Source organism: Carboxylicivirga litoralis, from assembly GCF_025499605.1.
Taxonomy (GTDB): Bacteria; Bacteroidota; Bacteroidia; order Bacteroidales; family Marinilabiliaceae; genus Carboxylicivirga; species Carboxylicivirga litoralis.
Genome location: NZ_JAFMVC010000006.1, coordinates 151,298 through 164,729 on the forward strand (window position 1 = coordinate 151,298; position 13,432 = coordinate 164,729).

The following is a 13,432-nucleotide window of genomic DNA, read 5'->3' on the forward strand; positions in this document are numbered from 1 at the left end:
TTATTCACTAGGTGCTCATTTTCTGACACTTGTAATTTTCGGTCTGTTAATTGATAAAATCGCGTCATTAACTTAAACTTAGAAGTTTGAATATGAAGAACCGTTTTTTATTATTGGCTCTTTCGCTTTTTTTAGCCGGCGTTGGCGCCATTGAGGCCCAATCGAATAAAATAAGCTTTGAAGAATATGATTTAGATAATGGCTTACACGTTATCTTGCATCAAGACAAATCGACCCCAATTGTGACCGTCTCAGTCATGTATCATGTAGGTTCGAAAAATGAAAACCCCGAACTTACCGGATTCGCACACTTTTTTGAGCACCTGATGTTTGAAGGTACTGCTAACATTCCTCGTGGCGAATATTCTAACTACGTAGAGCGTGCCGGCGGTACATTAAACGCCAATACATCTACCGACCGTACTTACTATTACGAAATAATGCCATCGAACCAGTTAGAAATGGGATTATGGCTAGAGTCGGAACGAATGCTACATGCCAAAGTAGATGAAATTGGTATCAAAACTCAGAAACAGGTCGTAACTGAAGAAATGAAACAAACAGTTGACAGCCGACCTTACGGAACATTAATTGAAGAAATTACGAAACGTGCTTTTAAAGAACATCCATATCAATGGCGTGTTTTAGGAGCTGCCGACCACATTTTTGCAGCTAAAGATCAAGATTTCGTTGATTTCTACAATCAGTTTTATGTGCCCAACAACGCAGTTTTAGTAATTGCCGGAGACATTGAATATGACAATGCCAAACAAATGATAAGCAAATATTTCAATGAAATCCCTAAGGGTAAAAAAGAAATTTATCGCCCTAACATTGTTGAAAAGCCACTTGGCGGCGAAGTTCGTGACACCATTTTTGATAACGTTCAATTACCTTTAATTGCACAAGCATACCGCACTCCAGCTATCGGAACCGATGATTATTATGCAGTTAGCATGTTAAACACTTTGCTTTCCAGTGGACAAAGCTCACGCATGTACAAGTCGTTGGTTGATGAGCAGCAAAAAGCATTACAGGCAGGCTCGTTCGCATTTCCTTATGAGGATCCTTCACTAGCCCTAACGTATGCATTGCCTAATATGGGAGTTGACTGTGGGGATTTAGAGGCTGCTATTGATGCAGAAGTAGCTAAAGTAAGAAATGAGCTTATCTCAGAACGTGAATTCCAAAAGCTTCGTAATCAGGTAGAAAATTCATTTGTACAATCAAATGTAAAGCTGGCAAACCGCGCTGAGAATCTGGCAACCAACTATACTTATTTCAATAATACTGATTTAATTAATACAGAATTGGATAAGTATTTAGCGGTAACACGTGAAGACATTAAACGTGTGGCCAATCAGTATTACACAAAAGATAACCGTGTAGTATTGTATTATTTGCCTAAATCGCAGCAAAACTAATTACACATAGAGTTAGATTACTGATTATAAAAAGATAAAACCAAGATTAATTGGTTTCAAAAAACAAAACAGAATGAAGAAATCAGTTTTATTTTTATTAGCGCTTCTTGTTGCTTTTAATATAAATGCCCAGTTAGATAGAAGTACTCCTCCCAAACCAGGCCCTGCACCTAAGGTAAACATTGGTAAAGCAAAGTCCTTTGAATTGAAAAACGGGCTTAAAGTATTTGTGGTGGAAAATCATAAAGTTCCTGTTGTTTCCTATACTCTGTCACTTGACCTTGACCCGATAGTTGAAGGAAACAAAGCCGGATATGCCAGTATGGCTGGTGATTTAATGAGCACCGGAACAACCAACCGCACAAAAGCAGAAATTGACGAAGCCGTTGATTTTATTGGTGCGAGATTAAGAACCAATTCATCAGGCATGTATGCTTCTTCACTTAAGAAACACTCAGGCGAACTTCTTGACCTAATGACCGACGTTTTATACAATCCTTCTTTTCCTACCGAAGAACTTGAGAAAGCCCAAAAGCAAATGCTGACTGGTTTACAATCTCAAAAAGACGACCCTAATGCCATTGCTTCTAACATTAAGAGTGTTTTACGCTACGGTAAAGACCACCCTTATGGCGAAATTTTAACCGATGAAACGGTTGAAGCCATCACTGTTGATGACCTAAAAGCATATTATGACACCTACTTCCGACCAAATGTGGCTTATTTGGTCATTGTTGGTGATATCTCTGTTAAGGAGGCTAAAAAACAGGCTAAAAAATACTTTGCCAAGTGGGAATCAAAAGAAGTACCTACTTACAAGTATGATATGCCTAAAGCTTTTGAACAACCTAAAGTGGTTGTTGCCAACAAGGATGGTTCTACACAATCAACCATTTCATTATCATACAATGTCGATCTTAAGCCAGGTAATCCGGATGCTATCAAAGCACGCGTAATGAACCAGGTTTTAGGTGGTGGTTCTTTTAGCGCTCGTTTATTCCAGAACTTACGTGAAGACAAAGGCTTTACTTATGGTGCCTACTCATCATTAAGCTCTGATGAATTAGTTGGTTCATTCAATGCTGGTGCCAATGTTCGCACAAGTGTTACCGACAGCGCTTTCACCGAAATTATTTATGAAATGGATCGTATGCGCACTGAATTGGTTCCTGTGGAAGATTTAACGATGGTTAAAAACTCATTAACCGGAAGCTTCTCGCGTTCACTGGAAGATCCTGCCACTGTTGCACGTTTTGCTTTAAACATTGAAAAGTATAACCTGCCTGCTGACTATTACGAGACTTATCTTGAAAAGCTAAATGCTGTGACTCCGGAAGATGTTAAAGCTATGGCTGAAAAATATTTGAAGCCCAATAATGCATTAATTCTTGCCGTTGGTGATGTGCCAAATATGAAAGCTAGTCTTTCAAAATTTGCTCAAGATGGTCAAGTGGAGATGTATGATTTTTATGGCAATGTAGTTAAGGCGATGCCACTACCAGCCGATTTAACAGCTGAAAAAGTTATTGCTAAATACGTTAACGCCATTGGTGGTGCCGATGCGCTTAATGCTGTTAATGAATACGCCATGGAAGGAAGCATGAGCGTACAAGGCATGCCATTAAAAATGAAAATTTACAGCCGCCGTCCAAATCACCAATGTGTTGAAACCTACATGCAGGACAACCTGGTTTCGAAGCAGGTATTTAACGGCGAAGCTGGTAAGGTGGTAAGCCCAATGGGCGAGCAAAAGATTGAAGGTGAAATGTTAGAAAACATGAAAACTGAATCAATTTTGTTCCCAGAAACACAATATACTGAGTTAGGTTACAAACTAGAGTTACTTGGTGCGGATAATGTTGACGGACAAGATGTGGTTAAAATGAAAATTGTTAACCCATCGGGTAAAGAACAAACCGTTTTCTATAGCCGTTCAACTGGTTTAAAAGTGAAAGAAGTAAGCACAACTCCTCAGGGAACGATGGCCAGTACATATGGTGAATACACAGAAGTAAATGGCGTTAAATTCCCAAAGAAAATGACACAAGTGGTAGGCCCACAGTCATTCGACATTGTGTTTGAAACCATTAAAGTAAACGAAGGTGTTGACGCAAATAAATTCGATATCTAAACATTGGCATGGAACAGGTATCGAAGCAATCATAGTTTTTAAGAATCTGATTTATTATTTCGGACAAAGTTAGATTGATAGTTTGAAGATTGCTAGTAAAAAAGGCGGCCATATTGGCCGCCTTTTCTTTTATTGTTTTGTTTTTGATTAGATTAACAAATTCAAGTTTGAGTCTTCTGACTGCTCCAAATAAGTTGCCACTCCACCAATTTCAACCGAATCGAGCAGCTCCTCTTTCTGTACGCCCATCACGTCCATACTCATCTGACAGGCAATGAATTTCGCTCCGCCATCAATAGCCGATTGTATTAAATTATCCAAAGAATCAATATTCTTCTTCTTCATAATATTTTTCATCATCTTAGTACCGGCTCCCCCCATATTCATTTTACTAAGGGTCAGTTCGCGAGCTGATGATGGCATCATCTTGCCAAACATTTTACTGATGGCATCCTTCTTAAGCTTTGGAGCATCCGTTTTCTTTATCACATTTAATCCCCAGAAAGTAAAGAATATGCTTACCTCATGACCTGCCGCTAAAGCTCCATTGGCAATAACAAAGGTGGCTAATGCTCTGTCCAGGTCATCGCTAAAACAAATTAAAGATTTCTTGGTAGCCTGTACAGTTCGACTTGGTGCCAATACCTTCGAACCCTTTTTAACAACAGCAGTAATAATCGAACCATCCTGCGCCACATCCACTACCTGGTTGCCAGTCATTTTTGCCCAGCTTTTTACATCATTGAAAAAACCAGGATCGGATGCTTTAATTCTAATGCTTTCACCATCCTGCACCGTATCCATAGTTTTCTTCAGCTTCAGGATTGGCCCTGGACATTGTAAACCACAGGCATCGGCTTCTACGGTTACCTGCACATCAGCCTGCTGTTCTTCGGGCTGCTTTGTTTTACGATAAATATTATCATCGTTACCAATGTAATTATTGGCAAAAATATCTTCGTTGCTTTGCTTTTGAATAGCGTGCTCGTAGGTTTTTAAACCTCCGGAAAGGTTAAACACCTGATCATAACCGCGTTGCATCAGAATGCGGCATCCAACGTGCGCCCTGAGGCCAACTCCACAATACAGCACCACTTTTTTATCCCTTGGTATTTCACCCATACGCTCACGTATGTCATCCAAAGGAATATTTAGTGAACCTTCTATACCGCCGAGTTCTGCTTCATCCTTGGTTCGCACATCTACAACAAAATAATCATCCGTTTTACCGGCCACCAAGTCGCGCCACCAGATTGTTCTCGTCGTACCATTCAGAATATTTTCAGCCACAAAACCGGCGATATTAACCGGGTCTTTAGCCGATGAATATGGTGGTGCATACGCGTGTTCTATCTCCGTCAAATCATACACGGTATACTTATTTCGCACCGCTTCAGCAAATAAGTCAATGCGCTTATCCACACCTTTATAACCCACAATCTGAGCCCCTAACAATCGTCCGTCCTTCGGATCGAATGATATTTTAATACTCATCGGTTCAGCACCCGGATAATAACCGGCATGTGATGACGAGTGAGTAATAGAATCAATGTGCGGGATATTATGCTCACCAAGCAACTTACCTGATACACCGGTAGATGCTACTGTCAGTTTAAACACCTTGGCAATAGCTGTGTTAATTGCCCCTTTGTACATATGCTCATTCCCACGCACCAGGTTGTTGGCAACAATACGGCCTTGCTTGTTAGCTGGTCCTGCCAAATAGGTGATCATCTTTTTCCCGATGATTGGGTTTTCGTACTCAATGGCATCACCCAGGGCATATATTTCCGGATCGGAAGTTTGCAGGTATTCATTTACCACAATGCCGTGTGTATCACCAATTTCTAGTCCGGCCTCTTTTGCCAGCTTGCTTTCCGGCCTAACACCAATCGACAAAATAACCAAATCGGTCTCAATGGTGCGTGTTGTATTTAGGTGTACATTCAGACGTTCACCATCTTTTTTGGAGAAAGAGCTAACGGCTGTATTCAGGTAAAACTCAACATTCTGCGTTTTAAGGTGCTGGTGCACCAAGGTAGCCATCGAATAATCCAAAGGTGTCATCACCTGTTCGGCCATCTCCACAATGGTTACACGGACACCTAAATCATGTAGGTTTTCTGCCATCTCAAGCCCAATAAAACCAGCCCCAACAACTGTTGCGTGCTGAACATTGTGCTTGTCAATATAAGCCTTGATAACATCTGTATCCGGCACATTTCTTAAGGTATAAATCCCCTCTGAATTAATGCCCGGCAGTGGTGGCTTTACAGGTTCGGCACCAGGCGATAACACTAACTTATCGTACGTTTCGGTATATTCCTCACCGCTAGCTACTTTTTTTACTCTTACCGCTTTGGCTTCTCTATCAATCGCAACCACTTCATGTTGAGTGCGCACCTCCATATTAAACCGTTTCCCAAAGCTCTCTGGCGTCTGAACAAACAAGTTCTCACGCTCACTTATTGTGCCTCCTATATAATAAGGTAAACCACAATTGGCGTATGAAATGTATTCTCCACGCTCAAACATGATAATTTCAGCTTGCTCATCGATTCTACGCAAACGAGCAGCCGTTGTAGCTCCTCCTGCAACTCCTCCTACAATTAAATACTTCATACCTCTATAATTATAATGTCATTTGATTTGATTATTTAACATGTACAAATGTAGATATATTTCTTTATATCTACATATCTATATGTTATATTATCAAAATTATTTTTGACATATGTTCATAACTCAGCCAAATAAAAACGTTTATCTTCCACGCTAAAAGCAGGATAGCCGTGGAGACTCTGCCTGCTCTAGCTCATCAATGTAATTACGTGAAATGCCCTGGAGTTGGTGAATTGCATCGACAGATGCTGTAAATACGTTTGATGCACCCATGCCAGTTCAGAGTTTTATGCTACTTTTAGATTTTAAACCTCCATATCAAACACTATGAGAAATTTACTACTCTTATCACTTGTATTATTTTGGGTGCCATCACTTCTTGCGCAGGATGAAGCTGAGATTTTAAAGCATTTTCACAGCATAACGGCTGAAGAAGTTTTTGGTTATGCCAAAACGCTTTCAGAACCACAATTCGATGGTCGCCTGGCCGGAAGTCCGGGTTACACCAAGTCGGCAGAATGGGTCGCTGCTCATTTAAAAGAGTGGGATATTACACCTGGTTACGGCCAAACATATTTCAAGCATTTTCCGCAAGATTACACCGTAGTAAAGTCGATAGGCTCATTTTCTGCAACATTCGTCGATAAAAAAGGTAATACTATTGAAAAGACATATTCATTTCCTGAACATTACTTTCCTGGCTCCAACTCAGCCAATGGAACAGTTAAAGGAGAACTGGTTTATGTGGGGTATGGCATCACAGCACCTCAACACAACTACGACGATTACAAAAATGTGGATGTACAGGGTAAAATTGTTTTGATTGAACCCGGTCACCCCCAACCTGAAACAGCAAAAGAATGGAACGACTGGGCCGAATATGCTGGTTCGTCTGAGAAAATGACTAACGCTGTGAAGCACGGTGCCAAGGGGGTTCTATACATCTCCAAACTAGCTAGTCCTGGCATGAAATACCATGAAGGACTTGTTTACTGCCATATTGATAAGAAAGTGGTAGAAGAGTTCTTTTTTGCAAGAAATAAGGATTATAAAAACATAACAGAGGCGTTAAAAACCAAGAATAAACCGCAAAGTCAATCACTAGAACATATTATAAATATTACAGCAGATACCGAGTATAAAGCCAATGGTTCGTATGCCAATGTTATCGGTATAATTCCAGGTTCCGATCCACAGTTGAAAGATGAAGTAATAATGGTTGGTGCCCATTTGGATGGACAGGGTAATTTGGGTGAGTTGTTTCCGGGAGCACTGGACAATGCATCGGGTGTTGCCGATATTATGGCAGCCGCCAGAGCCTTGTCCAACTTACCAGCTCCTAAACGCACCATTGCTTTCTTTTTTATTGGCGCTGAAGAAAAAGGATTGTTGGGCGCACGCGAATATGCCAAAGATCCATTGTTTCCCAAAGAAAAGACCATCTGTTATATTAACCTCGATATGGTGGGCAACGGAACCGGCTTGTATTTTGGTGGTGGCTCATCTTTCCCCGACATCTATAAGCATTTTGAAACCGCCAACACCAACTACATTCACCGACCACTTAAAACCCGTTATTTAAACCGCAGCTATAAAGGTCGCCCGCGCACCGATGGCATGGCCTTATTGCAGGAAGGCTACAGAGCGCTCAGCGTGCACTGCACCGACCGGGTTAAAAAACTGTATTACCATCACCCGGCTGATACGCCCGAAACACTGGTGCCAGAAATAATGGAGGATGTGAGTAAGTGGCTTTACCTTGGACTTTACTCCCTGGCCAACGCCGACAGCATTGATTTAAATGAAGTAATGGAAGAAAATTAGTGAAAATGGCCCGTATAAAACCGGGCTTTTCTTTTATTCCACATCGATACACGGTGTGTTTAGCCATCCCGGGGCCAAAACTCAACGATACAAGCTGTACCGACCTGCCTGAGCACTAAAAAGTCCCGGTACAAGTTGTATCGGCCCGGCTCAGTAATAAAATGGACGGATACAAGTTGTATCCACTCATTTTAGTAGCAAAAAGTGCTGATACAAGTTGTATCGCCATCTCCAGGTACAAAGTTGACGATATACGCTGTATCGGGGAGAAACTAAAAAAAGTGTCGATACAAATTGTACTGGATAATGACGATTACATTTTAAATTCTCATTACTTCTTTGTCCAAACACTGACTTTTTCATTGGTGTCTAATAATTCTACATGTGAATTAAATGATGGATAACTATCAATAACCTCACCTTCGAAATATTGGTTTTGTGTTACAATAAAATCAAAATCCTGACCCAGATAGTCTGGTATTTGTTCCTCAAACTTCCATGCTATCCTGTAAGCTGGTCGTTGCCATCCCATCATGGGAGTATTCCAACCTGTTCCAGTTATAATCAAAACCTTCGCGTCATTTGGAATCAACGAATTAAGGAAAGTTGCGCTTTCGGTAAAATTTTTAATGGTCAAATCCGCCCCTCTTATCTCCACTTTATCATCATACTTTCGGACCTGGTGTTCAAGAGCAACAGAAAAAGTGCCAACCAGGAACAATCCAGCAACCACCCCGACAATTCCCGTTTTATACTCTTCCAGATTTAAACTGCACAAACAATAGATAAAAGCTAAAACCAAGGGAGCTAACCAGGTATCCAATGAATAGTAATCATGAGCTGATAAACTCCATGACATTATTAATGTAAACATCGTTGTACCCAGGAACGAAAATAATAGCCACAAGTTCCACTCATCAACTTTGATATCCCGTCCTTTCTGTTTTAAATACAAGGAAATAACTATAATGAATCCTAACAAATGCATAAATGGAAGAAAGCCTCTCAAGTAAGACTTCCCGATACGAAATAACTGCACTAGCAAATCACTAATTGAATCAGCTGGCAATGGACTTCCTAAAAAAACAGAACCATATAGGTAACTTAGATATTTGTTATAAACGAAGTAGGCACCCACAAGCAATAAGCCACATCCAATCAGAAATAATCGTTTATCAAATTTTCGTTCCTGATAGGCTTGTACAAGTACTGCCCAAAAAATAGCAATTAAGGTAATAATCTGTGTAAAACGCATCAATGCAGCAAGCGTTAAAAAAACAATACCCCAATAAAATGCTTTCTGAACCTTAAAATGACGATAGTTCAGCATACATGCTATACCAACCAACTGAACGTTAAATGCTGCAGATGAAACATGAAATCCATTTTGATAATAGACATATATAGGCTGAAACATAACGAAACCGACTGCAATCAGTGCCAACCAAAAGCCCTTAACCTTGTTTATTACCCTGAAAACAAATAACAGACTAATAAAACTCACCATTAGTGAAATTAATCTAAAAATCCAGGGGCTAGTGTCGCCTGTTACTTTCATAAAAACAGCAACAACATAGTGTAAAACTGGAAAATCAACTGCTGTAATTCCTGCAGCCACCTTTAAATCCTTTGCAGGTGGAAATTGGTGACTCAAAGCATACGTTTGTGGATGAAAGAAATCAAACCCATTATCAAGAAAGCCCAATGCTAAAGCATAATGATCGCTCTGCGCCCAAGCATGTACGCTGGTTGGCATTTTATCAAAGCTTAGAGCGTGAAGGAAAGATACACTAACAATAAATAATAATACAAAATAAAAAGACGGCGTTACATGACGGTTAAGCCAATTTGATAAGCGATTTTTCATGATGATAGGTACTTCAATAAATCAAGCACTAAAATATCATAAATTATTCATTACAACGATCAATAATAGCATTCTTACAGCACCAACTCCCAATACCCCACATCCACCCATTTATCAAACTTTCTACCAACTTCTTTAAACTGGCCAATCTTCTCGAAGCCCAGTTTTTCATGTAAGGCAATACTGGCTTCGTTGGGCAAAGATATACCGCCAATAACAGCATGGATATTCAATGTTTTAAGCTCATCAATTAAGCGGGTATAAAGCATTGTACCAATACCCTTTCCTTGTGCTTCTGGATGTAAATAAATGGAGCTTTCCACAGTTTGCAAATAAGCTTTACGTGATTTCCACTCGCTGGCGTAGGCGTAGCCTAATAGTTGATTATCCTCTTCATAAACAAAATAAGGATATTGCCGACTGATACTTTTAATACGCCTGGCCATTTCGGCCATTTCAATGGGTTCGAGTTCAAAGGTTGAAATGCTATGACTTATATAATGGTTATAAATGGCTGCAATGACGGGTGCATCTTCCATTTGAACAAGGCGTATCATACATGATGGGTATTAATTCATAATATCTGACTAAAATACACAAAATCAACAAAAAAAGTAAAGCCCGTATGACGTTTCAAACGGGCTTTTACTGAGAGATAAACCTTAAAATATTACAATGAATGTCATTCAAAGAACGAATGACAACGAAGTAATGCAATTTAATTATTCCACGGTTACTGACTTAGCCAGATTACGCGGTTGATCCACATTACAGCCACGCATAACCGCAATGTGGTACGAAATAAATTGAAGCGGGATGCATGTTAGTAAAGGTGCAATCGCTTCGTGACAATCGGGCACTTCAATTACGTGGTCGGCCATCTTTTTAATCACATCGTCACCTTTGGTAACAATTGCAATAACTTTACCGTTACGCGCCTTCACTTCCTGAATGTTACTTACAATTTTTTCGTAGGACTTATCTTTGGTAGCCAATACAAAAACCGGCATGTTTTCATCGATAAGTGCAATAGGTCCATGCTTCATTTCTGCCGCCGGATAACCTTCGGCATGAATGTACGAAATTTCCTTGAGTTTTAATGCTCCCTCCAACGCCACCGGGAATAAATAACCTCTTCCAAGATATAAGGCATTATTAGCATCCTTATAGGTTTCGGCTATTTTTTTAATTTCTCCTTCTGCCTCCAAAATGGTTCTGATCTTATCTGGCACTTGCGTTAATTCTCCAATTAAATCCTTGTAATCAGCATCTTTCAAATGGCCTTTTGTTTTGCCCAATAAGAAAGCCATCATGGTTAAAACCGTTACCTGTGATGTAAAGGCTTTGGTTGATGCAACGCCAATTTCAACACCGGCATGGGTATAAACACCCGCGTGTGTTTCGCGTGGGATGGAAGAACCTGCGACATTGCAGATACCTAGAATCGTCGCACCTTGCTCTTTGCCCATTTTAATCGCCGCTAAGGTGTCAGCTGTTTCTCCACTTTGCGAAATGGCAATAATCACATCATCTTCATTGATAACCGGATTTCGATAACGGAATTCACTGGCATATTCCACTTCAACCGGAATACGGGCAAACTCTTCAAATAAATATTCGCCCACAATACCAGCGTGCCACGATGTACCACAAGCCACAATTATAATGCGTTTGGCCTGTGTCAATTTTGGCATTACGTCGGCTATACCTCCCAGGAATATTCTCGAGTAATCCATGGCAATACGTCCACGGAATGTATCTTCAATTGAAATAGGCTGCTCATAAATCTCTTTAAGCATAAAATGCTCAAAATCACCTTTGTCGATTTCATCAATAGTCAGGTTAACCTTTTGTATCTTAGGCTTCAAGGCATCATTCTGAATGCTCTTCAGTGTCAGTTTATCTTTTTTAATGACGGCCACTTCTTCGTCATTCATGTAAATAACCTGATCGGTGTATTCTACTATTGGTGTGGCGTCCGAAGCTAAGAAGTACTCTTTCTCACCAACGCCAATCACTAAAGGACTGCCTTTACGAGCCGCAATCAACTGGTCTTTTTCATCGGTACAGGTAATTACCAAGCCATAGGCCCCAACCACTTTTGTTAAAGCCAGACGAACGGCCATTTCGGCATCTACCTTTTTATTGAGGTAAATATTTTCGATTAGGTTAGCTAATACTTCCGTATCTGTTTCGCTCTGAAATTCATACCCACGACTAATCAACTCCTTTTTCAGATGTGCATAGTTTTCGATGATTCCGTTGTGCACGACAATGAATTTGCCATTTTGAGACACATGTGGATGCGCATTGTTATCACTTGGTTCGCCGTGTGTTGCCCAACGCGTATGCCCCATACCTATCGAACCTGAAATAGATTTTCCTTTGGCATGATTTTCCAGATCCTTTACTTTACCTTTGCACTTATAAACATTGACTTCACTGTTGATAAGCGCCAAACCTGCCGAGTCATATCCTCTGTACTCTAATCTCTGTAGGCCTTTAACAATAATCGGATAAGCTGTTCTTCCTCCAAGGTATGCTACAATTCCACACATATTTTTTAAGTATCAAGATAAAAGACATAAGATGTAAGACTTCTTCTCCTCACATAGTATTCTTAAATCAGTATTAAATAAATTCTTCTTAAAGCTGCAGATACGAAAAAGAGGAACATCCAGCAGACGTTCCTCTTCAAACAAATGTGTGTTATACCGATAAAGGCTTAAATACCTTCTTGCTATTTCAATAGACTTTCGGGTGCTAAATTGTCCTTTTCAATATCCTTGAAATAATTATAAGTCCCCACCTTTAATTCGTAGGTGGCAGCTTCGTCACAAACAATAACACCTTTAGGATGCATCTGCAATGCACTAATGGTCCACATATGATTGACTCCTTCTTCTACAGCATGTTGCAAAGCTCTTGCTTTGTTATGACCATTCACAATAATCAACACTTCTTTTGAGTCTAATACCGTACCCACACCCACTGTCAAAGCGGTTTTTGGCACTTTATTCGGATCGTTATCAAAGAAACGCGAATTCGCTAAAATGGTATCATAGGTTAACGTTTTAACCCTTGTACGGGAGCTTAATGATGACGCCGGCTCGTTGAAAGCCAGGTGTCCATCAGGACCAATACCTCCTAAAAACAAGTCGATACCGCCCATCTCCTTAATTTTATCTTCATAACGCTGGCATTCTGCTTCAGCGTCTTCGGCCTGTCCGTCCAACAAGTTGGTATTCTCAGGCTTTATATCGATATGGCTGAAAAAGTTGTCCCACATAAATGTGTAATAACTCTGCGGATGCTCGCGAGGTATTTCGCGGTATTCATCCATATTAAAAGTCACCACATTTTGGAACGATACTTTTCCTTCCTTATTCAGTCTGATTAGTTCTTTGTATGTCCCCAATGGAGACGAGCCCGTTGGCAATCCCAGAACAAAAGGCTTATCGCCCTGGTGTTTGTTAATTTTTTGTGCAATGTAACTTGCTGTCCATGAAGAAGCCAGTTGATAATCTGGCTCGATGATTAATCGCATAGTAATCTATTTAAGGT

8 protein-coding genes are annotated in these 13,432 nt (G+C 40.2%); 3 read left to right on the forward strand and 5 right to left on the reverse strand.

Annotated features, from left to right (window positions below; translation table 11 throughout):
* Positions 1-92 precede the first annotated feature (92 nt).
* Together J1N10_RS08225 and J1N10_RS08230 are read left to right on the forward strand one after the other, a co-directional pair.
* The gene (locus J1N10_RS08225) at positions 93-1,424 is read left to right on the forward strand and encodes a M16 family metallopeptidase (RefSeq protein WP_262326213.1); all 1,332 of its coding nucleotides are present in this window, start codon (positions 93-95) and stop codon (positions 1,422-1,424) included.
* A gap of 73 nt (positions 1,425-1,497) precedes the next feature.
* Positions 1,498-3,555 (forward strand): M16 family metallopeptidase, encoded by a 2,058-nt coding sequence (locus J1N10_RS08230; RefSeq protein ID WP_262326214.1) that lies wholly within the window; start codon positions 1,498-1,500, stop codon positions 3,553-3,555.
* Positions 3,556-3,702: 147 nt separating this feature from the next.
* Here the strand turns inward: J1N10_RS08230 and J1N10_RS08235 are convergent, their stop codons facing one another.
* The gene (locus tag J1N10_RS08235) at positions 3,703-6,177 is read right to left on the reverse strand and encodes an FAD-dependent oxidoreductase (protein WP_262326215.1); all 2,475 of its coding nucleotides are present in this window, start codon (positions 6,175-6,177) and stop codon (positions 3,703-3,705) included.
* Positions 6,178-6,504: 327 nt separating this feature from the next.
* Between J1N10_RS08235 and J1N10_RS08240 the strand changes: the two genes are divergently transcribed.
* Entirely contained in the window at positions 6,505-8,001 is a 1,497-nt protein-coding gene (locus J1N10_RS08240) for a M28 family peptidase (RefSeq protein WP_262326216.1), read from the forward strand.
* 331 nt (positions 8,002-8,332) lie between these two features.
* On the opposite strand, the gene J1N10_RS08245 is transcribed toward J1N10_RS08240, so the two are convergent.
* From J1N10_RS08245 to nagB, 4 genes are all read right to left on the reverse strand, one after another.
* Complete coding sequence (locus J1N10_RS08245) at positions 8,333-9,757, reverse strand: glycosyltransferase family 39 protein (protein WP_262326217.1); 1,425 nt, start codon at positions 9,755-9,757, stop codon at positions 8,333-8,335.
* 185 nt (positions 9,758-9,942) lie between these two features.
* Positions 9,943-10,425 carry an arsinothricin resistance N-acetyltransferase ArsN1 family B gene (locus J1N10_RS08250; RefSeq protein ID WP_262326218.1) on the reverse strand — a complete coding sequence of 161 codons (483 nt, stop codon included), beginning with the start codon at positions 10,423-10,425 and terminating at the stop codon, positions 9,943-9,945.
* Positions 10,426-10,590: 165 nt separating this feature from the next.
* Positions 10,591-12,426 (reverse strand): glutamine--fructose-6-phosphate transaminase (isomerizing), encoded by a 1,836-nt coding sequence (glmS, locus tag J1N10_RS08255; RefSeq protein WP_262326219.1) that lies wholly within the window; start codon positions 12,424-12,426, stop codon positions 10,591-10,593.
* Between the two features lie 182 nt (positions 12,427-12,608).
* Entirely contained in the window at positions 12,609-13,415 is an 807-nt protein-coding gene (gene nagB, locus J1N10_RS08260; RefSeq protein ID WP_262326220.1) for a glucosamine-6-phosphate deaminase, read from the reverse strand.
* Positions 13,416-13,432 lie beyond the last annotated feature (17 nt).

Bases quoted from the DNA above. Each gene is read 5' to 3' on its own strand.
- J1N10_RS08225 (WP_262326213.1), top strand. From the start codon at position 93: ATGAAGAACCGTTTTTTATTATTGGCTCTTTCGCTTTTTTTAGCCGGC.
- J1N10_RS08230 (WP_262326214.1), top strand. From the start codon at position 1,498: ATGAAGAAATCAGTTTTATTTTTATTAGCGCTTCTTGTTGCTTTTAAT.
- J1N10_RS08235 (WP_262326215.1), bottom strand. From the start codon at position 6,177: ATGAAGTATTTAATTGTAGGAGGAGTTGCAGGAGGAGCTACAACGGCT.
- J1N10_RS08240 (WP_262326216.1), top strand. From the start codon at position 6,505: ATGAGAAATTTACTACTCTTATCACTTGTATTATTTTGGGTGCCATCA.
- J1N10_RS08245 (WP_262326217.1), bottom strand. From the start codon at position 9,757: ATGCCAACCAGCGTACATGCTTGGGCGCAGAGCGATCATTATGCTTTA.
- J1N10_RS08250 (WP_262326218.1), bottom strand. From the start codon at position 10,425: ATGATACGCCTTGTTCAAATGGAAGATGCACCCGTCATTGCAGCCATT.
- glmS (WP_262326219.1), bottom strand. From the start codon at position 12,426: ATGTGTGGAATTGTAGCATACCTTGGAGGAAGAACAGCTTATCCGATT.
- nagB (WP_262326220.1), bottom strand. From the start codon at position 13,415: ATGCGATTAATCATCGAGCCAGATTATCAACTGGCTTCTTCATGGACA.